General features: G+C 72.6%; 15 protein-coding genes, 1 tRNA gene and 1 pseudogene. 7 read left to right on the forward strand and 10 right to left on the reverse strand.

Annotation, left to right across the window (positions count from 1 at the left end):
- Positions 1 to 13 precede the first annotated feature (13 nt).
- Both ACIBD9_RS23875 and ACIBD9_RS23880 read right to left on the reverse strand, forming a co-directional pair.
- On the reverse strand, positions 14 to 877 hold the full coding sequence (locus ACIBD9_RS23875; RefSeq protein ID WP_396720967.1) for a DUF1028 domain-containing protein: 864 nt from the start codon (positions 875 to 877) through the stop codon (positions 14 to 16).
- Positions 878 to 924: 47 nt separating this feature from the next.
- Positions 925 to 2,145: a low temperature requirement protein A gene (locus ACIBD9_RS23880; RefSeq protein WP_396720969.1), complete on the reverse strand. Its 1,221-nt coding sequence runs from the start codon at positions 2,143 to 2,145 to the stop codon at positions 925 to 927.
- 154 nt (positions 2,146 to 2,299) lie between these two features.
- On the opposite strand from ACIBD9_RS23880, the gene ACIBD9_RS23885 reads away from it, so the two are divergent.
- Entirely contained in the window at positions 2,300 to 3,283 is a 984-nt protein-coding gene (locus tag ACIBD9_RS23885; RefSeq protein ID WP_396721014.1) for an LLM class F420-dependent oxidoreductase, read from the forward strand.
- The gene (locus ACIBD9_RS23890; protein WP_396720971.1) at positions 3,280 to 4,071 is read left to right on the forward strand and encodes an SDR family oxidoreductase; all 792 of its coding nucleotides are present in this window, start codon (positions 3,280 to 3,282) and stop codon (positions 4,069 to 4,071) included. The genes ACIBD9_RS23885 and ACIBD9_RS23890 overlap by 4 nt, the downstream gene beginning before the upstream one ends.
- Positions 4,072 to 4,076: 5 nt before the next feature.
- On the opposite strand, the gene ACIBD9_RS23895 is transcribed toward ACIBD9_RS23890, so the two are convergent.
- From ACIBD9_RS23895 to ACIBD9_RS23920, 6 genes are all read right to left on the reverse strand, one after another.
- Positions 4,077 to 4,880 (reverse strand): class I SAM-dependent methyltransferase, encoded by an 804-nt coding sequence (locus ACIBD9_RS23895; protein ID WP_396720973.1) that lies wholly within the window; start codon positions 4,878 to 4,880, stop codon positions 4,077 to 4,079.
- 120 nt (positions 4,881 to 5,000) lie between these two features.
- Positions 5,001 to 7,325 carry a DUF3488 and transglutaminase-like domain-containing protein gene (locus ACIBD9_RS23900; protein WP_396720974.1) on the reverse strand — a complete coding sequence of 775 codons (2,325 nt, stop codon included), beginning with the start codon at positions 7,323 to 7,325 and terminating at the stop codon, positions 5,001 to 5,003.
- A complete protein-coding gene (locus ACIBD9_RS23905; protein ID WP_396720976.1) occupies positions 7,322 to 8,521 on the reverse strand; it encodes a DUF58 domain-containing protein in 1,200 nt (399 codons plus the stop codon). Before ACIBD9_RS23905 ends, ACIBD9_RS23900 begins: the two co-directional genes overlap by 4 nt.
- Positions 8,522 to 8,535: 14 nt before the next feature.
- A complete protein-coding gene (locus ACIBD9_RS23910; RefSeq protein ID WP_396720978.1) occupies positions 8,536 to 9,531 on the reverse strand; it encodes an AAA family ATPase in 996 nt (331 codons plus the stop codon).
- A 28-nt stretch (positions 9,532 to 9,559) separates the two neighbouring features.
- Positions 9,560 to 12,178: a fibronectin type III domain-containing protein gene (locus tag ACIBD9_RS23915; protein ID WP_396720980.1), complete on the reverse strand. Its 2,619-nt coding sequence runs from the start codon at positions 12,176 to 12,178 to the stop codon at positions 9,560 to 9,562.
- A gap of 194 nt (positions 12,179 to 12,372) precedes the next feature.
- On the reverse strand, positions 12,373 to 15,054 hold the full coding sequence (locus ACIBD9_RS23920; protein WP_396720982.1) for a tetratricopeptide repeat protein: 2,682 nt from the start codon (positions 15,052 to 15,054) through the stop codon (positions 12,373 to 12,375).
- Positions 15,055 to 15,309: 255 nt separating this feature from the next.
- On the opposite strand from ACIBD9_RS23920, the gene ACIBD9_RS23925 reads away from it, so the two are divergent.
- Positions 15,310 to 15,393: transfer RNA gene (locus ACIBD9_RS23925), tRNA-Leu, on the forward strand.
- Between the two features lie 17 nt (positions 15,394 to 15,410).
- Complete coding sequence (locus ACIBD9_RS23930; protein ID WP_396720983.1) at positions 15,411 to 15,557, forward strand: hypothetical protein; 147 nt, start codon at positions 15,411 to 15,413, stop codon at positions 15,555 to 15,557.
- A 20-nt stretch (positions 15,558 to 15,577) separates the two neighbouring features.
- Here the strand turns inward: ACIBD9_RS23930 and ACIBD9_RS23935 are convergent, their stop codons facing one another.
- Entirely contained in the window at positions 15,578 to 16,048 is a 471-nt protein-coding gene (locus ACIBD9_RS23935; protein ID WP_396720985.1) for a hypothetical protein, read from the reverse strand.
- 746 nt (positions 16,049 to 16,794) lie between these two features.
- Between ACIBD9_RS23935 and ACIBD9_RS23940 the strand changes: the two genes are divergently transcribed.
- The 3 genes and pseudogenes from ACIBD9_RS23940 (at position 16,795) to ACIBD9_RS23950 (ending at position 20,220) form a co-directional block, all read left to right on the forward strand.
- Positions 16,795 to 18,537, forward strand: coding sequence for a discoidin domain-containing protein (locus tag ACIBD9_RS23940; protein ID WP_396720987.1), 1,743 nt, complete (start codon positions 16,795 to 16,797; stop codon positions 18,535 to 18,537).
- A gap of 64 nt (positions 18,538 to 18,601) precedes the next feature.
- A pseudogene (locus tag ACIBD9_RS23945) lies at positions 18,602 to 18,907 on the forward strand (DUF1996 domain-containing protein); the annotation flags it as partial.
- A gap of 437 nt (positions 18,908 to 19,344) precedes the next feature.
- Positions 19,345 to 20,220 (forward strand): alpha/beta fold hydrolase, encoded by an 876-nt coding sequence (locus tag ACIBD9_RS23950; protein WP_396720988.1) that lies wholly within the window; start codon positions 19,345 to 19,347, stop codon positions 20,218 to 20,220.
- Positions 20,221 to 20,537: 317 nt separating this feature from the next.
- Here the strand turns inward: ACIBD9_RS23950 and ACIBD9_RS23955 are convergent, their stop codons facing one another.
- On the reverse strand, positions 20,538 to 21,209 hold the full coding sequence (locus tag ACIBD9_RS23955; protein WP_396720989.1) for a TetR/AcrR family transcriptional regulator: 672 nt from the start codon (positions 21,207 to 21,209) through the stop codon (positions 20,538 to 20,540).
- Positions 21,210 to 21,309: the final 100 nt, after the last annotated feature.

The following is a 21,309-nucleotide window of genomic DNA, read 5'->3' on the forward strand; positions in this document are numbered from 1 at the left end:
CCGCCGGTCGGGGTCAGCTCGCGGAGCGTGGGGCCGGGACGTGCGGGGCGACGCCGCGCAGGTGTGTCAGCACCACCGGGTCGATCCGCCCCGGCACCAGCCGCTCCTCCAGGTTCTCCAACCCGGCCCAGGAGATCAACGCCGCCTCCGTGCCGGCCTGGTGCACCGGGTGGCCCAGCGCGCCGAGCAGCGCCGCCACCTCGGCGGCGACCGCGCCGCTCAGGTCGAGCAGGGTGGCCGGGTCGGGCTTGCCGAACAGCATGGTGTGCACGGCGAGCAGGCGACCCAGCTCGGCTACCGGGTCCGGGTGGTCGTCCACGCGCAGGTCCACCACCACGTCGCTGGTGCCGCCGTACCCGCCGCCGCGCTCGACCACCAGCAGGCCGGCGCTCTGCCGGCCACGCCGGTCTCCGCCGGCCTCGTCGCCGGCGCGCAGCGCGGCGAGCAGCCGCTCGGCGAACGGCAGCGCCGTTCCCGCCTGCCAGGCTTCGCCGAGGGCGTCGACGACCTCCGGGCCGGTGAGCACGTTGCCCTGGGCGGCCCAGCCGTCGCCGGTCCGTCCGCCGGCCCACGGATGGCAGGCCGGCCCCGTCCAGGTGGCGCCCGCACCGCTGGCCCCCACGACGCCGAGTTGGCGGTGCTCCCGCTCCGGGTCGGCGGCGATCAGCCCGGCCACCACGTCGGCGGCGGCCACCCCGGTGCGCAGCAGGGTGAGGCCCTGCGGGCGGTAGGCGAGGTTGACGTGCGCCTGGGTGGCCAGCGCGCCCACCTCGGCGGCGGCGGCCGGCACCAGCGCCCCGGCGGCGAGGAACTTGCTGGCGACGGCCACGCCGTGCAGGCGGCCGTCGGCGGAGCGGGCGACGAGCGAGAAGGTCACCGGCCGAGGGTAACCGGCCGCGCCGCTGCGGCATTCGCCCGCGAGGCTCAGAACGGTGGTGCGGCGGGCTCCGGTGGGGCGCCGTGGGCCCGTCGGGCGTCGGCCACCGCGACCGCGGCCAGCACCACCGCCCCGACAGCGGTCGCGACCACACCGGGCAGGTACAGCAGCGGCACCGACGACGCCACCAGCACCGTGAGGGCGATCCACCGGGACGGGGAGACCCGGGCGAACACCTCGTACTCCAGGCGGGCCCGCCCGGCCAGGAACAGGGCCGGCCCGCCGAGCACCATGGCCAGCCACGGCCCCGGGATCCGCTCCAGCGGATGATTGATGATCAGCTCGTACCCGATGGCGGTGGCAGCGAGACCGATCACCATCAGCAGGTGGGTGTCGGCGGCCGACCGGCCGATGGTGGCGGGGTGGCGGGCCTTCATCACCGCCTCGCCCAGGATCCGGCCGGCCCGCTGCACGTAGATGCGCCACAGCATGATCGAGGTGGCCAGCGCCAGCGCGAACGCCCACACGTGCCCCGCCTCGTACGGCCCCGCGCTGTAGGCGAAACCCGCCACCAGGATCGTCTCGCCCAGCGCGACGAGGAAGAACTGCTGGTACCGCTCGGCCAGGTGCTCCCCGGCGATCTCCCACTTGGAGACCGTCGAACGACCCAGGCCGGGCACCGGCCAGCCGTAACGGCCGGCCAGGTACTCGATGACCAGCGCCGCCGACCAGAGCACCACCTGCGCGTTGGTGCTCAGCATCGCGCCGCTGATCCAGAGCACCCCGGTGACGGCGAAGACCACCGCCATGCGCACCTTCAACCGGCGGTACGGGTGCGGTCCGAGCGCGATCGACAGGATCACCGGCCGGGTCACCTGCGCGATGACGTACGCCACCGCGAACATCAGTCCGGTCGCGCTGAACGCGCGGGGGACCGCCACCCCCATCACCATGCTGCACACCAACGCGGTGATCACCACGGTCTGCAGCGGCACCCGGTACGGGTCGTACCGGCTGGTCGTCCACGCGGTGCCCTGCCAGACCGCCCAGAGCGCGAGCAGCAACAGCAGTGTCTTGCCGCCGCCGGTGACCGTCCCCCAGCCGTGCTCCCGGCCCGGGTCCTGGGTCAGGTCCTCGAACGCGCGCGCCGAGATCCGGGTGAGCGCGAAGACGAACACCAGGTCGAAGAAGAGTTCCAGGAACGTCGCCCGGCCGGGCGTGACCGCCGCAGGGATCGGCTCCAGGTGTCCCGCCGCCCTGGAACCCATGGTCAGCGGCCTGCGCCGTCGGTCCGGTCCACCTCGAAGTGGTAGCACTTCCCACCGGCGCGCACGGCCGGAAACCGGCGATTCTGCCCAACCCGGGGATCTTGCTCGGGCCGGCGTCAACGGGCACGATCGATCGGTGACGAATCGATGGGGCATGACCGTGCCGCTGGGCGGGATCGCGCTGGCGCAGCACGACGCGGCCTACGCGGCCCTCGACCGGGCCGGGTTCACCGACGTGTGGTCGTCCGAGGTCGCCGGGACCGACGCGTTCACCCCGCTGGCGCTCGCCGCGGCCTGGCAGCCCGGGCTGCGGCTCGGCACCGCGATCACGCCGGTCTTCACCCGGGGGCCCGGGCTGTTGGCGATGAGCGCGGCGGCGCTGGCCGAGGCGGCGCCGGGCCGGTTCTCGCTCGGCATCGGCGCGTCCTCACCTGTGCTGGTCCGGGACTGGAACGCGGTGCCGTTCGACGAGCCGTTCCGCCGCACCCGCGACGTGCTGCGCTTCCTGCGCGCCGCGCTGGCCGGGGAGACCGTCGACGAGGTCTACGACACGTTCGCCGTCCGCCGGTTCACGCTGGAACGACCGCCGGCGGTGCCGCCACCGATCCTGCTCGCCGCGCTGCGCCCGGGGATGCTCCGGCTGGCCGGCGCGGAGGCCGACGGGGTCATCCTCAACTGGCTCAGCGCCGACGACGTGCCGCGTGCCCTCGCCGAGCTGGGCGAGCGCCGCGCCGGTTTCGAGGTCGCCGCCCGGATCTTCGTCTGCCCCACCGAGGACGCCGCGTACGCCCGGGCGCTGGGCCGTCGGCTCATCACCAGCTACCTCACCGTCCCGGCGTACGCGGAGTTCCACCGCTGGCTCGGCCGTGACGAGACGCTCGCGCCCATGTGGGCGGCCTGGGCCGCCGGTGACCGGCGTGGCGCCAGCGCGGCGGTGCCCGACGAGGTGGTCGACGCGCTGGTGCTGCACGGCTCACCGGAGCGGTGCCGCGCCGAGGTGCGCCGCTACGCCGACAACGGGGTGGACGTGCCGGTCTTCGCGCTGCTTCCTACCCCCGAGGTCACCGCCGGCGGCGCGACCGCGCTGCTCAACCTCATCGCCCGGTTGGGCACCAACCTCGTGGAGGCGTCCGCGTGAACCTCACCGACCGGGTCGTGGTGGTCACCGGCGGGGCCGGTGGCATCGGCGCGGCGCTGTCGCGCCGGTTCGCCGCCGAGGGGGCCGCCGCCGTGGTGGTCGCCGACCTGGACGCCGACGCGGCCCGCGCGGTGGCCGAGGGCATCGGCCCGGTCGCGCACCCCCGCGCCCTCGACGTCACCGACGAGGAGCAGGTCCGCGCGCTGGTCGCCGACACCGAGCAGCGGTACGGCCGGATCGACCTGTTCTGCGCCAACGCGGGGGTGACCACCGGCGGGGGAGTGGAGGTCGACGACGCCGGCTGGGACCGCGCGTGGCGGGTCAACGTGCTCGCCCACGTCTACTCGGCCCGCGCGGTGCTGCCCGGAATGCTGGCCCGGGGCGGCGGGCACCTGCTGCACACCTGCTCCGCGGCGGGTGTGCTGACCGCGGTGGGAGACGCCGCGTACACCGCGACGAAGCACGCCTCGGTGGGGTTCGCCGAGTGGTTGGCGATCACCTACCGGGACCGGGGCATCCGGGTCAGCGCGCTCTGCCCGCAGGGGGTGGACACCCCGATGCTCGCCGACGGGCTCGCCGACGGTCACCTGGGCGCCCGGGTGGTCGCCGCCTCCGGTGCGGTGCTCACCCCGGACCAGGTCGCCGACGCGGCCATCGCCGGGCTGGCCGAGGAACGCTTCCTGATCCTGCCGCACCCCGAGGTCGCCGACTACGCGCGCCGCCGCGCCGAGGACCCGGACGGCTGGCAGGCCGGCATGCGCAAACTCATCCGCCGGCTGACCGCCTGACCCCGCTAGCGCACCGGAACGCGTCCGACGGCCAGGAGGTGGGCGCTGGAACTGATCAGCGCCGGCTCGCTGCTGTACAGCCGGGCCAGGTCCAACGCGGCGGCGAAGACGGCGTCCTGCGCCGGCCCGTTCGCCGCGGCCTCCGCCGCCGTCCAGGCCGGGCCCTCCACTCCGTGTACGACGACGTCGGTCAGCCCCGCGGCTGCGCACTCGTCGGTGATCTCCTCGACCCGGTGGAAGTAGGCGTGGGTGAAACCGATCCGCGGGTCGTTGACGCCGTCGCTCAGCAGCGCCCTGGCCTCGTCGAGCAGCCTCTCGTCGAGTCGTCCGGTGGCTGCGAAGTCCAACGGGCCGGCGAAGCGGGAGATGACGGCGGCCACGACGAGACCGCCGGGGCGGGTGACCCGGACCGCCTCGCGGAGGGCCTGGAGCCGGTCGTCGCGGCGGACCAGGTGGTACAGCGGACCCAGCAGCAGCGCGGCGTCATACCCGCCGTCGGCGTCGGGAAGCGCACGCGCGTCGGCCACCTGTGCCTCGACCGGGGGGCGCCCGCTGGCGGCCTGCGCGACGTGACTCGGCACCAGGTCGACGAGGCGGACGTCGTAGCCGGCGACGACGAGGGCCCGCGCGTACTCGCCGGTGCCCCCACCGATGTCCAGCACCCGGGCACCGGGAACGGGCAGGAGGTCCCGCAGGAGCTGCGTCGTGCGTATCCACTCCAGTCGCGCCTGCGGCCTGCCGGTGAGCCGCTGGTCCTCGCGGTAGCGCTGCGTGTAGTAGTCGACGATGTCACTCGAATGCTGGTCCACGCTCTGATGCTCGTCGCCGCCCACACACACCGCCAGCGTGTTTCGTCCCCGGTGATCCTGCCCCCGGTGATCAAGAAGTTTGGGTCAGAAGTGGGCCCGCAGTCGACGCAAAGCTCTTGATCAGCGGGGGGAGCGGCGGGCGCGGCGCAGGGGAGCGGGGTGCACGGACCAGAGCAGGCGGCGCCACCAGGGGCGCGCGGAGCGCAGGGTGGCCACGTAGGTGGTGGCCACCTCGGCGGCCCGGGTGGCCTGGTCGGGCGTTGCGGCGCCGGGGGCGAAGCCCACCTGGTTGAGCAGGGCCGCCAACTCGTCGACGGCCGGGCTGGACGCGTCTGCCTGCGCCGTGCCGCCGGTGGCCCCACCGACCACGTCACCCCCGCTGCGGCCGATGCGGGCGTCGGTCAGGGTTCGGCGGGCGTGCCTGGCGACCTCGGTGGCGGCCAGGTCGTCCCCGACCGGTCTGCCGGCCAGCCGGAGCGCGTCGGTGACCTCCCGCCAGGCGCCGGCGATGCGCTGGCCGGGGTCGCCCCGAACGAGCCGGCTGCGGGTGAGGGAGCGGCGCATCGCCACCAGGGCGAGCAGGAGTGCTCCCACCACCAGCAGCAGGCCGCCGCTGCCGCCGGCGACCAGCACCGGCGTGGAGAGCCCGTCCGAGGCGGACGGGGCGTCGGCGGCGGTCGCCGGTTCCGGTGAGGCGCTCGGCTCGGCGGTCGGTGCGGGTGCCTCCGACGGCGGCGGGTCTTCCGGCGTCGGGCGGAAGTCCTCCTCCACCGGCCTCGGTTCGTCGTTCGGGCGGGGTAGCGGGTCGAACGACACCCAGCCCAGCCCGTCGAAGAGCACCTCCGGCCAGGCGTACGCGTCACCGGCCAGCACCGGCCCCTGCCCGCTGGTCCGGAAGCCCACCACCACCCGTGTCGGCAGCCCGGAGAGCCGGCCGAGGACCGCGAAGGCCGCCGCGAACTGCTCCGAGGTGCCCTCCTGCCCGCCGCCGTTGCGGGGGCCGAACAGGAAGAAACCCAGATTCGGGTACGCGTGCCCGCTCGGGGCGTCCGCCACCACCCGGTAGTGCTCGGCCAGGAACGCCTCGATCGCCAAGGCGCGGGCGTACGGGGCGCCGTTCTCCTCGGCGAGTTGGGTGGCCAGCCGGCGCATCGGGTCGGGCACCCCGTCGGCGACCCGCAGCACCCGGGCCACCTCGTCGCCGGCGGGTACGTTCGCGGTGGCCAACAGGTTGGAGTCCGGGCGTTCCTCGGCGGAGGTCACCGTGTACCGCAGCCCGGGTGTCAGCCCTTCCGGCCGGATCAGCGTCCCGCTCGCCGGGTCGTACGCCACCCGTGCCCCGCTGACCTCCCGGGGCGTCGATACGGCGGGCAGTAGCCGACCGCTCAACTCGGCCACGCTGATCTGCTGCCGGACCGTCTGCAGCGTGCTGTCCCGGGCGGGAGTCGCAGCCGGCAGGATCCGCCCGGCGTTGCGGTACGTCGCCCCGACGCGCCAGGTCACCCCGTCGTAGTCGCTGAGCACCGCCAACCGGATCCGCACACTGCGCGCGGTGTCCGCCGCCGGGTCGGTCTCGGGTGGTGCGTCGGGTCGGTCCGTGCTCACGTCGAGGAGCTTCTGCTCCGGGTGCAGCGCCCAGCCGGAGATCCGGATCAACGGGTTCTCGTCGAGCGTCTGCACCTGCGGCGGTTCGACGTACCGGCGGGGGTCCACCGGCCGGCCGTCGACCTGCTCGGCGACGAGCGGGCCGAGCAACGCGACAAGCCCGACCACCAGGGCCACCCCGAGCGCCGCGCTGGTGGCCAGCCGCAGCCGCACTGCCGCGCGTACCCGGGGGGTCAGCTCGGCGGTCGGGTCACCGCCGCCCGGCGCCGTCTGGGTGGGGGTGGCCAGGCCGAGGGCCGCGACCGCGACGAACACCAGGGTCGTTCCCAGGGCCGGTTCGGCGTTCGGGCCGACCACGTAGAGCGCGGCGGCGTAGAGCCCCGCCGCCGGCAGGTAACCCAGCAGCACCCGGCCGGTGCGCAGCGCCACCTCCGCGCCGGTCAGCCCGGCCAGCCAGGCGGCGACGACAGGCACCAGCACCGTGTCCGGTGTGGGCTCCACCGGGATCATCGCGGTGAGCAGTCGGGGGATGCCGTTGCGGGCGGCGTCCGCGGTGACCTCCAACAGGCCGCCCGGCACCTCCGCGCGGGTGGCGGCCAGCCGCAGCGACCACAGTGTCCAGCCGGCCATCACGGCCACCGACACCGGCGCCACCAGCCACGACGGCAGCCGTCGGGCGGCCACGCTGACCAGCACCGAACCCGCCGCCGCGCCGATGCCCAGCCAGGTCAGCAGGCCACCGGCGTACACCCGGCCGAGTACCACCCCGGCGAGCGCCGTCAGCCCGATGAGCGCCAGCGGAAGGACGGCCGCCCGCAGCACCCGTACGGCGCCCGTCACCAACGGCGTACCCTGTCCCACTCGGCGGCGAACTGCGCGCCGTCCGCGGCGTCGACGACCACCAGACCAGTGGTGCCCGGCGGCGTCGGCTCGGCCGCGCCGAACACCCCGACCACCACCGACGGGTACGCCCCACGTAGCGCCCCGACGTGTCCCAGCTCGTCCCGGCCGCCCGGCCCGGTGAGGAAGATCAGCGTGTCGCCGAGCCGGTCCTGCCGCAACCGGGTGGTGGCCGCCCGCACCGCGTCACCGTCGGTGGACAGTTCGGCGGCGGCGAGCCGGTCCAGCGGCCCGAGCGGGCCGTCGGCCCCGCCGTCGGGCGTCGTGACCTGCGCGGGCTCCGCCGGCTTTGTCGGCTCCGCCGGCTCGGCGGCGACCAACAGCAACAGCACCGGCAGGTCGGCGCGGTGCGCGGCGATGACGATCGACGCCGCCGCCTCACAGGCCGACTCGAACGACTCCGCCACCCCGCCGACCCGCTGCGGGTGCGCGGCGACGCGGTTGTCCAGCAGGACGACCAGGCGCGGCAGGCTGGTGTCCACGTTCTCCCGCACCATCAGCTCACCCACCCGGGCGCTGGTGCGCCAGTGCACCCGGCGCAGTTCGTCGCCGACCACGTACTCCCGCAGCGAGTCGAACGTGATCGACCCGTGCGGTACCCCGTCGACCCGGCCGTCGAGGCTGCGCCCCGCGCCCCGGGGCACCGCCGTCAGCGGGTGGATGCGGGGGTGCACCCAGACCGGCACCGCCGCACCGTACGGGCGGGCCAGCGCCACCAACCCCAGCGGGTCGCGCCGGGTCACCCGCAGCGGACCGACCGGCACCACCCCACGACGGTCGGTCGGCACGTCGTAGCGGACCTCGGTGTCCCGGCCGGGCCGCAGGCGCAGCACCGGCACCGGCACGGTCCGCGTCCCGCACCGGTCCTCGGCCAGCAGGTTCGCCGAGCGCAGCCGCCCGGTGTTGCGCACGGTCAACGTCATGCTCGCCGGCTCGCCGCGCGCCACCCGGTCCGGGTCCGCGCGGCGGGTCACCGTCAGCCGGGGCCGCCAGACCGCGACCAGCGCGGCGTAGCCGACGGCCGCGCCGGCCGCCGCGCCGAGCAGCGTCAACTCGGGGTACGCGAACCGGAAACCCGCCCCCAGCAGCACCACGGCGGCGACGAGCAGCCCGACTCCACGGGCGGTGATCCCCATCGCGCTGCTGCCGGTCAGCCCTGCACCGGAGCGGGGTGCCCCGACGGCAGCGGCACCGGCACCGAGGCGACCGCCTGGCGCAGCACCTCCGCGGGGGTCATCCCGCGCACCTGGGCGTCCGGGGTGAGCAGCAGCCGGTGCGCGAACACCGCCTCGACGAGCGCCTTCAGATCCTCCGGCATGATCCAGCCCCGCCCGTCGATCAGCGCGTAGGCGCACGCCGCACGGGTCAACGCGATCACGCCCCGGGGGCTGACCCCGACGCGCACCTGCGGGTGGGTGCGGGTGGCCGCGGCCAGCCGGACCGCGTACGCGTAGAGCGGCTCGGCGATGTGCACCCGGCGGGCCATCCGGACCATCTCGCCGACGGTGGCGGTGTCGGTGACCGGGGCGAGCGCCTCGGGGGACCGTACGGTCGCGCCGCGCAGCACCTCGACCTCGACCGCCTCGTCCGGGTACCCGACGGAGAGCTTCACCAGGAAGCGGTCCAACTGCGCCTCGGGCAGCCGGTAGGTGCCGTCCATCTCCACCGGGTTCTGGGTGGCCACCACCAGGAACGGCGACGGCACCGGGTGCCGGACCCCGTCTACTGTGACGGTTCGTTCCTCCATCACCTCCAGCAGCGCCGACTGGGTCTTCGGCGACGCCCGGTTGATCTCGTCGGCGATGACGATGTTGGCGAAGACCGGCCCCGGGTGGAACTCGAAGTCCCGGGTCGCCTGGTTGAAGATCGTCACGCCGGAGACGTCCGAGGGGAGCAGGTCGGGCGTGAACTGGATGCGCCGCCACTCGCCCTTCACCGTGGCGGCGATGGCGCGTGCCAGGGTCGTCTTACCGACCCCGGGCACGTCCTCCAGCAGCACATGACCCTGGGCGAAGAGCGCGGTCAGCGCCAGCCGCACCACCTGCGGCTTGCCGAGCACCACCGCGTTGACGTTCTCGGCCAGCCGGGCGGCCAGGGCGGCGAAACCCTGCACCTCCGGTTGGGTGAGCGGCTCGTGGGTGTTCACGGTCGGTGGTGCTCCTCGCCTGGTGTCCTCAGCAGGTGGGCAGGACGTTGATGTTGTCGCCGCCCTCCAGATTGAGCCAGGCCCAGGGGATGTAGTTCTTTCCCTTGTAGCTGACCTGCACCCACCAGGTGCTGCGCTTGTTGTTGTTGTAGATGTAGGCGTAGACCTCTTCGCCCGACTTCTTGCAGTACGCCTGCAAGCGTTCGCCGTTGGGCACCCAGCCCGCCTGCCGGTCGTTGTCCTGCCGGGTGACCTCGAAGATCTCGTTGCCGTTGCGCTCGCCGGGAATCTCCCGGGTGCAGTAGCTCGCCTCCGGGCCCGATGCGCCGTTGCGGCAGGTCGCGATCCCGTACAGCGGCTGCGTCTTCTGGGCCCGCGTCGCGGTGCCCTTGCCGGCGGCGTTGCTCGCCGTCACCGTGAACGTGTAGTTGGTGCCCGGCGTCAGGCCCGTCATCGTGATGCTGGAGCACGCCCCAGCCTTCGCCGGCTCGCCCGCCGTGGTCAGCGCGCAGGTGGCCTGACCGCCACCGGCGTCCACGGTGAACGTCACCGTCGCCCCGGTGGCCGTCGACGAGGAGCCGGTCACCGTGACCCGTGGCTCGGCCACCGTGCGGGCGGTGGCGGTGGCCTCCGGGCCCGGCCCCGCCTCGTTGACGGCCTTCACCTTTGCCGCGACGTTCTGGCCGTTGCCCAGCCCGGTGACGGTCGTGCGGGTGTCGGTCACCTCGCTGACCCGCCCACCGACGTCCACCAGGTACTTCGTCACCGGCCGACCGTTGGCCTCGGCCGGCGCCCACTGCACCGTCACCGCGCCCGGCTGGTTGGCGACCGTGCCGGCGCGCAGGTCGAGCGGCCGACCGGGCGCGGCGAAGGGCACCACCGTGTTGCTGACCGGGGATGCCGCGGACCCGGCGCCCTTGCTGTTGACCGCCACCACGGTGAACGCGTACTGGGTGCCGAACTCCAGCTCACCGGCGGGCACCACCAGCTCCGTCTTGGTCGACTCGCCGGCCGGCGCGTTCGTCCCCGCCGAACTGGCCGTCACCGCGTACCTCGCGATGGTGTTGCCCTGCCCGTTCGCCGCCGGCCACTTGACGAGGACCGTGCCGTCCGGCCGTTCCTGCGCGGTGACGCTCGCCGGCGGGTCGGGCACCGCGGCGGTCGGCGTCACGGGGTTGCTGGTGCGCGGCGGGCCGTCGCCCTTGGCGTTGACGGCGTGCACCGCGAACCGGTACGTCTCGCCGTTGGTCAGACCCTTGACCTCGACCGCACGCTGGTTGGCGCCCACCTCCAGGCGCTGGTCGGCGCCCTCCACCACGTACTTGATGATCTCGGCGCCGTTGGCGGCGGCCGGCCGCCAACTCACCCGCGCCTGGGCGTTGCCGGCGGAGGCGGTGACGCTGCGCGGCGCGCTCGGCTTGCCCACCCGCGGCTTCTTCGGCGGAGGCGGCGGCGGGGGAACCGGCGGCGGGTCGCCACCGAGCACGTCGTTGGCGTACTTGTTGACCTCGCGCACCTGGTGCTTGTCGTCCACCACCCGGGCGGTCGCCGAGTCGGGGGAGTTGATGAACAGGTGGTTCTCCCGGACCTCCAGCTCCAGCGGCCCGTTGGCCCGCCCGCGGATGGTCTCGACCAGCTGACCCGCGGCGTCGAAGGAGTAGATGGTGCCGGTGGCCTCGTCGGCGCAGTAGAAGCGGTTCGCCCAGGCCACCGCCGGGCTGAGCCGATCCCCCTCACCCGGCACGGTGAACCCGCTCTCCAGCCCACCGTCACCCACCAGCAGCACCCGCCGGTCGGCGGTCACCGTGACCGGGACCCGTGGGCCGCTGGTACGGGCGGGCAGCGCCGCCGGGCCGGACAGCGTCAGCGGCGTCGGGTGGACCTCACCGTGCTGCACCCGCACGAGCTTCCCGGCCGTCCGGTCGAGCACCGCCACCCCGTCGTCCAGGGTGGAGACCACCAGCTCGTGGCTGGCGTCGGCGACGTCGTACGACTCGACCCGCTGCGGGCTGAGCCCGGCACTCGCCGTCGCCGGCGCGGACGGCAGCTTGGCGGCGGTGATCGCCGAGACGGTGCCCTGGCTGGGCACCGCGATCCAGAGTCGACCCTTGCCGTCGAAGGTGCCGCCAGTGATGCCCGGCGGATAGCGCACCGGCTCGCCGACCGGGGTCAACGATCGCGGGTCGAGTTGCCGGACGATGCCCTGCACGGCGTCGACGACGAACGCCGCGTCCTCGTGCAGGGCGACGCTGACGCCCAGGCCGGGGGTGGTGCGGGTGGTCGCGCTGAGCTGGAGGGTGGCCAGGTCCAGGGAGCTGACCTGGCCTGTCTGCAGGTCGCGCAGGAGCAGCAGCCGGTCGGTCTGGGTGATCTGCATCGGATGTTGCCGGGCACCGGGGATCTCGGTGCGGGTGTCGACCCGGGCGGTGACCCCGTTGACCCGGGCCAGCTCGCTGCGCGCCGCGCTCCACAGCCAGGAACTCGCGTCGTAGTTGGCCACCGCGTTGTCCGCCGCGCCCAACCCGAGGACGGTCAGCCCCATCGCGGCCAGCAGTGCCGCCACCGTGCCGACGGTCACCAGCCCGCCGCGCAGCCGGGACCGGGAGCGGGGGGCCGCGGTCTGTACGGCGTCGTCGATGCTGGCCACAGCCGGCTGCCTCCCCTGAGTCGTGGCAGGTGGCGCGCCTCGCGGCGACCCCTCCCCTGAGCCGGGTGCCATCATATGGCGCTGGTGGTGGCGGGGGAACCCGCAGTGTCACCCCTGTGGATACCGAGCGTGTGCGTTGTGGACGTCCAGCTCAGCCCGGTTCCAGCGCGACTCGGCGATGGTTTCGGCGCGACTCAGCGCGGCGACGGTCGGCCGGAGGGCTCCCCGCTCGACGTGGCTGTGCGCTCCCGGGCGGTGCAAACCTGTCCCGAAGTCGCAAAGCTGTCAGTGGAGTAGACCGCCAACACGGTGAAACAGTGATCCACTCGGGAGTTCAACCCGTTGACCGTGTAGCTGGTCCGGCCCGGGTCCACGGTCGCGATCACACCCAACGCCTGCCCGGCCCGGCCGGCGGCGACCATGAACGGCACCGCCCCGCCGGTCGGGTCCGTCCAGGTCAACGTGATCGTGGTCGAATCGTCCCGCAGCTCCAGGTCGCCCGGTGGAAGCCCGGCCGCCGTCGGTGCCGGCGCCACCGCCGTCGGCGCGCTCCCGGTCGGCGGCGGATCGTCGCGGGTCAGCACCACCGCACCGAGGCCCGCCACCGCCACGACGGCCACCCCAGCCGCCACGACCGCGCCGATCAGCGCCGCCCGGTTGCGGCCCGTCGACCCACCACCTTCATCGGCGTACGCCGGCCGGTACGGGTCCGGCACCGGGTGGTACTGCTGACCCGGGTACGGCGCCTGGACCTGGTCCTGGCTGTACGGCGTCTGGGGCTGCTGGTGGTGGTACTGCTGCACCGGTGGCGGTGCGGCTGGAGGTGCCAGCGCCGGGTCGACGCCGACTCCCGGTGACCAGGCCGGCGCCGCCGACGCTGCGACGGGGCTTGCCTGAGTGAAGCTCGGGTTCGCCGGGGAGGCGGTGGGGTTCGCCCGTGCGGCCGTGGGATGCGGCTGCGCCGCCGTCGCGGCGGGCGGGGTAGCCGCGGGCCAGCCCGGACTGGTCTCGACCCCGGCCGGACCACCATGCGATGGAACGGACGGGAACACCTCGGTCTGGTCGGACGGCACGCCACGGGCCTGCCGGTTCGGCGCCACAGGGGCGTCGAGAATGCCCAGCCCGGAGTCACCACCGGCACCGGTGCCGCCCGCGTCCATCATGGTCTGTCCAGACACCGTGGTCTGCGCAGGCGTCGTGGTCTGCGGAGCGGTCGTGGCCTGCCCAGCGGTCGTGGCCTGCGCAGCCGTCGTGGTCTGCTCGGCGGGGCCGGCACCTGGAGTTGGCAGGGGCTGCGGTGGGGCGCTGCTGCTCCAGGGCGGCGCGGTCAACCCCCAGGGCGGCACGGGTGGCGCGCTCACCGGCGGCGCTGAGATCGGTGGTCCGTAGGGCGGCCCGGAGACAGGCGGGCCGAAATCGGGCGGCGCGGACACCGGGTAGGTGTGCCCGGGTGGCCCGGAGACGGGTTGGCCGTAACCGGGTGGTGCGGAAACGGGCTGGCTGTGCCCGGGCGGTCCGGAGACGGGTAGGCCGTAGCTGGGTGGTCCGGAGACCGGGTACGGCTGGACCGGTGGTCCGGAGACCGGGTGCGGCTGGTCGGGTGGTGCGGAGATCGGATGCGGGGTCGCGGGCGGTGCGTTCATGGGCTGGGCCGGTGGTCCGCTCACCGGGTACGCCGGCCCTGGGCGGTCAACGGTCGGAGAGGACCTGCCCGATGGTGTCGCCTCGGCGGCGGACACGTTGTGCGATTCGCTCGGCCCGGTTGGCCGGGCGGCGGCCCGGGCGGCCTCCTCAGCGAGGAGTGGCTCGATCTGCCGTACCTGGATCGTGGGGTCGTCCCAGCGCGGTGCCGGCACCACCGGTGTTGCCGGCGGGGGTGGCACGGCGACTACCGGTGGGGACGCCTGGTCGCCCAACCGCTGACGGGGTGCGACGGCGGGCCCGGCCGGTGGCCGCTGCCCGGCCGGCGTTGTCGGCGGATTTCCGGCACTCGGTCGGGGCATCGGGCCGACCGCCGGCCGAGACGGTCCGGGCGGTGGCGCGTCGGCGCGCTGGCGGGGCGGCATCGCAGGTCCGGGTGCGGCCGTCGGCGTGGGTTGCGCCGGCGCGATCGAGGAAGCTGCCGGTTGAACGGGCGCGATCGAGGAGTTTGCCGGCTGGGCGGGCGCCGCCCGAGGGGCTGGAACGGGCGTCGCGGTGGCGTTGCCGGGCGACGTGGGTGTGGCGGGTGCGCGTACCGCTGGAGGGGTTTGTTGGGGCGTGGCCGGCGGTTGCGGTGGCGCCCAGGGTGAGACGGCGGGCGGCGGGCTACTGGCGGAGGGCCGCATCGCGGCGAGGGTCGCCAGCGACAGGGTCGGGCCGGAGAGCGCCGACCGGGCACCCGGCTCGGTCACCGCGACGGGGGCCGGACCGGGCGTAGGTACGGGGTGCTGCTCGCCCGGCGTCGACGCGGGTAGGCCGAGGTAGTCGCGGGCTGCGCGTACCGCCGGGTGGTTCTCCCCGAGCGCGGCGGGTCCGGCGGTGGCGACGCGGGTGTAGTTGCGGCGGGCCTCGTGCCGGTTGCCGAGTTCCTCCGCCACCTCGGCGAGCTCGAAGGCGAGCGCGAGCATCAGCGGGTCGGAGTGCTCCCAGCGCCGCTCGCCCGCCGCGAACGCCTCCTCCAACACCCGGCGGGCGGCGAGTGGATCGTCCCCCTCCCGGTGTAGCCGTGCCAGCACATGCGCGGTGTGCAGCATCTCCGGATGATCGTCACCGTACGGCGGGGGAGCGGATTCGACGGCCTCCGCGAGCAGTTGCCGGGCGGCGCTGAGGTCGCCCGCGGCGCGCAGGGCGAGGGCTCGGTGCTGGGCGGCTGCCAAGGGGGAGGGATGGGACACGTGGCAATGCTGCCGGCAGAGGGCCGCCGGACGCTACCCGTACACGCTCCGACGGTGTGTCGCCGGGGCCGTTCGAGGCGGCCTGAGCAGCGCGTTCGAGGCGGTCTGAGCAGCGGCGCAAGCGCCTGGGGAGAGGCGCCGGAAGGCGATGTGCATGATCCACGAGCGGCGTGTACAGTAACTCCCCGTGCGGCCCGCCGTGCCGACCACCGGATGGAAAGATCATCTGGTCGGCGAGGTAGGCTGAACGTGTAGGTCCGGGTGGCGGAATGGCAGACGCGCTAGCTTGAGGTGCTAGTACCCGTATAGGGTGTGGGGGTTCAAGTCCCCCCTCGGACACAAACAGTTTGCCCACGGTGTGCGCTGAGATCGACTGCAGCGCGCACCGTTTGCGTTTCAGGCTGGTATTTCAGCCGGAGACCGAGTTGCCGATTGACCTCGGCCTTGTCGGCCGGATCGGCGTCGCGGAGCACGGCGACGATGTCGCCGAGCGCTCGGACTAGGTCGGCGATCTGGGAGCGGCTCATCCGGCGTGGCTCTGTCTGCTGGGTCGTTTGAAGATCAGCTTCGGCTCGTGTCCGTTCGGCCTGGGTTTGAGTGATCCACCGGTGACTAGTGCGGGGTCTGCGCCGGCGTCGAGGGCGGCCCGGTACTGGGCGAGCTTTGCGTCACAGGCCGCGATCGTGGCCTGCGCTGCGGCCGTCTGTGGCGTTGTGTCCGTTGGTTGGGCGTCGCACATGGCGGTGATCGTTTGGTCGAGGTGGTCCGGGTTGAACGCGGATGCCAGCCACTCGTCGAGCGGGTCGGTGAGGGCGTCCTCGCGCAGGTAGACGTTGCGGGGGTGGTCGACCTCGTTGGCCAGGGCGTATTCCTGGTCCGCAGCTTTGCTGCTGCCACGCGCGGCTGGTGGTCCGGTCGGCGAGGTCGTCGACGCGGATGAGGGTTCGGCCGTCGTTGATGTCGTTTTGCTGACCAGGTTCGGAACGGCCAGCACGTCGGGTTCGACGTCGAGATCGCGCGGTACATCGCGGCCTCCCTCGGCTACGAGGGGGACCCGGCGCTGTTCCTGGTGCCAACCGACGCGGCCGGGTTGACCCGGTCCAAGCTGGACATGGAGATCGTGTCTCCAGAGAACCAGATCCTGCTCTACCTATCGCCGGGACCCGGAGCGGTACCGGTAGACCTTGGAGTATTGACTACGGCTTGCGGTACCCCGCCGCGAGTAGCTGCTGAGGTCCACGACTGTGGCCAGTCCTTCGGCGGTTGTCAGCGACAGGTGTAGCAGCGCGGTTTCGGGTGGGGGCGACTGGCCCTCGAGCTGAGTCCACAGCGTGTTGGCGGTCTGTGCATATCGGACGAGCGCGTCAGTGAGCTCGAACAGGCCATGCAGGGTGAACGCTGCAGGTAGGGGCACGCTGCGGGCTCGCGCCTCCGCGGGTCGGTGCTGTTTGTCGGTGAGGACCCCAAGAAGCCGTAGCGGTCAGGTGGCGTCGATCGTGGCCGGTGCTCGGCGTCGAGCGGGAGTCGCCCGGCCACGATCGGCCGCGTCCGGTAGCGGGCCGGCCCCCGCGCCCCGACCATCCGCCGCCGTCAAGATATTCATGCTGATCAATTGAATGTCATTGACATCCGTGGTCGGCAGGATTAAGAGTGAGTTACGTCGGAGAGCGCTCTCTCTTGCGAGTTGGGCCCGAAGCAGTGAGCTGTCGGTCCCGCCGCCGCCACCCCGAAGGAGTACCGATGAATCGGACTCTCCCCCCGTCCCTCACCCCGTTGTCCCGAGCGGGGCGCGGCAGCCGCCTCGCGGCCCTCGGCAGCGCACTGCTCCTGCTGCTCGGCGCGTACCTGGCGATCCTGGCGCCGCCCGCCGCCGCCGCCGACGCGCTGCTGTCCCAGGGGCGGCCGGTCACCGCCTCGTCGACCGAGTCCGTGGCGTTCCCCGCCTCGGCGGCCGCCGACGGCAACGCCGGCACCCGCTGGTCCAGCGCGTTCAGCGACCCGCAGTGGTTACGGGTCGACCTGGGTGTCTCCGCCACCGTCAGCCGGGTGGTGCTGCGCTGGGAGGCCGCCTACGCCCGCGCGTTCACCATCGAGACATCGCCCACCGGCACCGACACCTGGACGACGATCCACACCACCACGGCCGGCACGGGCGGTGTCCAGGACCTTGCGGTGACCGGCACCGGCCGTTTCGTCCGGGTCAACACCACCCAGCGCGCCACCCAGTACGGCGTGTCGCTGTGGGAATTCGAGGTCTACGGCAGCACCGGCCCGCCGCCCACGACCCCGCCGCCCGGCGGCGCGACGCTGCTGTCGTACGCCAAGCCGGCGGTCGCGTCGACCAGCCAGAACGACGGCGCGTGCTTCGGCTGCACGCCGGACAAGGCGTTCGACTACGACCCAGCGAGCCGCTGGGCGACGAGTCCGACCAACGGCTGGGTCGACCCGGGTTGGATCTACGTCGACCTCGGCGCCACCGCCACCGTGACCCAGGTCGTGCTGCAGTGGGATCCCGCGTACGCCAGGTCGTACCAGATTCAGGTCTCGCCGAACGCGTCCACCTGGACCACCGTCTACTCGACCACCACCGGGAAGGGCTTCAAGGAGACCATCGACGTGACCGGCACCGGTCGGTACGTGCGGATGTACGGCACCGCCCGCAGCAGCCAGTACGGGTACTCGCTGTGGGAGTTCAAGGTGTACGGCACCGGCGGCAACCCCACCCCGCCGCCGACGATGCCTCCCGACCCGACGTTCCCGGCCACCCGGCTCGTGTTCGCCGACGAGTTCAACGGCGCCGTCGGCGGCAAGCCCGACCCGGCCAAGTGGACGATCGATCCGGGCACCGGCCAGAACAATGAACTCCAGTACTACACGAACAACGACAACGCCAGCCTGGACGGCGCCGGCTCACTCGTCATCGAGGCCCGCCGGGAAACCATCAACGGCCGCTCGTACACCTCGCACCGGATGAACACCGGCAACAAGTTCAACGTGCAGTACGGCCGGATCGAGGCCCGCGTCCGGGTGCCGAAGGGCAACGGGCTCTGGCCGGCGTTCTGGATGATGGGCGCCGACTTCCTCACCGGGCGGCCGTGGCCGTACAACGGGGAGATCGACATCATGGAGGTCCTCGGCCGCAACACGCTGGAGGCCTACTCGACCCTGCATGCGCCGGCCTACAACGGCGGCAACGGGTACGGCCAGAAGTACCCGTCGCCGGGCGGGGTGGACCTCTCCGGCGGCTTCCACGTCTGGTCCGCCGAGTGGGACAGTCGCGGTATCACCTTCAAGATCGACGGGCAGACGGTCTTCGTCGCCAGCAAGGCCACGGTCGAGTCGACCCGTGGGCCGTGGGTCTTCGACCACCCGTTCTACCTCATCCTCAACCTCGCCGTCGGCGGCGACTTCCCGGGACCGGTGGACGGCACCACGCCGTTCCCGTCGCGGATGCTCGTCGACTACGTCCGCGTCTACCAGTAGCCCGGCCGGGAGGAAGTCCTCATGTCCCTGCCGACGTCTCCGACACCGGCTCGCGGGCGGCTGCGCACCGCGGTGCTCGCCGTGGCGCTGCTGGGACGGGGTGAACCTGGACTCGGCCAACCATCAAAGCCACATGGCGTACCCGGTGAACAACGACTGCCCGGCCAGCCACCCGGTGCCCGTGCCGAAGCTGCGCCAGGTGATCCGGTACCCGGCGAACGGTGACCCTGCCGGCTTCCGGCTCGCGTCCGGTGCCGGCTACACGATGCACGGCGACTTCTTCAACGCCTGGCCGGTGGCGGAGATGGAGCGCCGGGTAGGGGACTGCATCCGCCCGATCATCAAGTGCGGCGTCAGCGGGACGCCGTGACGGTCGTACCTCCTCGCCAGCCCGGCAACGGGCCGGCGAGGCTGTCCGCCCTGCTTGCCGGGCTGCTGCTCGCCCTCGTGCCGGCGGCCGGCTGCGCCACCGGGCCGGCCACGGAAAGGGCCGCGCCCGGCCCCCGTCGTGTCGACCCCGGCCACGGCGGCACGGCGGCCGCGGGTGATTCAGACGTCAACAGCCCCAGGTGTGGTAGAGGATGTCCCAATGGTTGCCCTCGTCGGTGTAGAGGTTGCCCGACGGGGCCCTGTAGCGTGCCAAAACTCATCGCGGTGCCCTGGGTGTCCCATGGCGAGCCTGGCTCGGGGGAGCGGATTGGGAGCAGCATGGTGCTCCGAACAGCCCTGAACTGCGCTGAACGGCATTGAACGGCGCTCAACTGCACCCACCACCACCTGCGCCATCCGCGCTGAAAGGAGGACGCGATGCAGGCGATCCAGAAGGTCCGCCACCTCCAGGCCGACATCAACGGCCTGGAGGTATTCTTCCGTGAAGCCGGGCGAATCGGGCAGCCGACGATACTGCTGCTACATGGTTTCCCGAGTTCGTCGCACACCTTCCGCGAGGTCATGCCCAGGCTGGCCGATGTCGCGCACGTGATCGCGCCCGATCTCCCCGGCTTCGGCATGTCCTCGTCACCAACCACCGACGAATACGACTACACCTTCGAGAACCTCTCGTGGACGGTCGAGTACCTACTCGACCAGCTCGGGGTCGAGCGCTTCTTCGTCTACCTGCACGACTTCGGCGCGCCGGTGGGTTACCACCTGGCTACCCGCGCCCCGAATCGCATCCGCGGCCTCATCGTGCAGAGCGGCAACGCGCACGAGGACGGCCTCGGTGAGCAGTGGGACGACGCGAAGGCGTACTGGGCCGACCCGACCGACCACCAGCGTGCCAAACTGCCGGACTGGTTGACCTTTGCCGGGACCCGCGACCAGTACCTCGCCGGCCTGCCCGAGGGCGTGCGCACCCTGCAACCACCCGAGTCGTGGCACCTCGATTGGGAGCGCATGCAACGGCCTGGCAACATCGACGCCCAGTTCGCGCTGTTCAGCGACTATGCCAACCACGTCGCCCGCTTCGATGAGTTGGCCGACTACCATGCCGCGCACCAGCCGCCAGCGCTTGTCCTCTGGGGACGGCATGACGCGTTCTTCAACGTCAAGGAGGTCCTTGCCTACCACCGCGCTCTCGATCGGATGGACGCGCACCTCTACAACGGCGGACACTTCCTGTTGGAAACGCACGCGACCGAATGCGCCGAACTCATGCGGACTTTCGTGCTCGACAACGCCTGAGCTGCCGCACGGTGCGGGGACATGTAGCTACCTTCCGAACCTCCGGGTGCAGGGCAGGGTCTGTCGACGCCAGCACCACCGACAACAGCGCCGTTCCGGTCGAGACGCCCAACTGGGAGCTGATATTCAGTATCAGTGCTGCCTGACGGAACGAGACGCCGACGGCGATGGCCAGGGGAATGCCCAGCAAGCCCGAATCGGTCGCACCGAGCCCGCGCGCGTCGGTGCTTCCCGGCGCCGAGTCGCTGCCGCTGGCGTGGTCATGGCGTGAGTGTCTACCGCCGGGACTGGGACGGGTCCCCGCTGGAGCTGATTACCTATCCCGAACCCTCGTACCCGACGGGGTGGGCTCCAGGTCGCTCGACGTCTGCTGACCGCTTCGTCTGTGCCAGCGGCAGGAGCAGGCCGTCCACGATGGCCTCGATCTGCTGGTCGGTGCTCCTGTCCTGCCCGGTGACGCAGTTGTACATGAGCATCGCGGGCCCGACTGTGGCGAACGCTTTCTCGGCCGCCTCGTCGAGGGTCGCCGCACCAGATGTGGGCATGTCCCTGCGCAGCAGGGAACGGATTCGTTCCTGGCACGGGGTGGTCACTCTGGCCTGAAAGAGGTCGCGCAGCATTGTCACATCGCTGGCGCTCTCGGCGGCGATCGCCTGGAATGCGGCTCCCTTGGACCCGAACAACACCGAGTCGAAATAGCGCAGCAGGGTCAACAGGCCCTCACGCAGAGAGGTGCCCTCAGGCACCGACGGCGGCTCTGGCAGCAGGTTACCCAGGGCGTCGCGGATAAGTTCGTCCCTGTTGCCCCAGCGACGGTAGAGCGCTGCCTTGCCGGTGTGGGCTGCTGCCGCCACACCCTCCATGGTGAGTTTGGCGTAGCCGACGGTGCCGAGCTGGTTGATTGCCGCCTCGAAGATCGCGCGTTCAAGATCCACACCCCGCCGACGCCCCTGGACCCTGGTCGCCTGCCCTGCCGTCGGAGTCGTCATGTGTCGCCTTCCTGGCCTTTGCGCGTGCCCGCCACGCAGGAAGCTGCTTGTTTCAGCCGCACCTCTGCGCATATAGTAGACGTAAACGTTCACTATTCCT

Source organism: Micromonospora sp. NPDC050784 (assembly GCF_044456765.1).
Taxonomy (GTDB): domain Bacteria; phylum Actinomycetota; class Actinomycetes; order Mycobacteriales; family Micromonosporaceae; genus Micromonospora; species Micromonospora foliorum.

Coding starts and splice junctions, on each gene's coding strand:
- ACIBD9_RS23880 (WP_396720969.1), bottom strand. CDS start 2,145: ATGGGTTCCAGGGCGGCGGGACACCTGGAGCCGATCCCTGCGGCGGTC.
- ACIBD9_RS23885 (WP_396721014.1), top strand. CDS start 2,300: ATGACCGTGCCGCTGGGCGGGATCGCGCTGGCGCAGCACGACGCGGCC.
- ACIBD9_RS23905 (WP_396720976.1), bottom strand. CDS start 8,521: ATGGGGATCACCGCCCGTGGAGTCGGGCTGCTCGTCGCCGCCGTGGTG.
- ACIBD9_RS23940 (WP_396720987.1), top strand. CDS start 16,795: ATGAATCGGACTCTCCCCCCGTCCCTCACCCCGTTGTCCCGAGCGGGG.
- ACIBD9_RS23950 (WP_396720988.1), top strand. CDS start 19,345: ATGCAGGCGATCCAGAAGGTCCGCCACCTCCAGGCCGACATCAACGGC.
- ACIBD9_RS23955 (WP_396720989.1), bottom strand. CDS start 21,209: ATGACGACTCCGACGGCAGGGCAGGCGACCAGGGTCCAGGGGCGTCGG.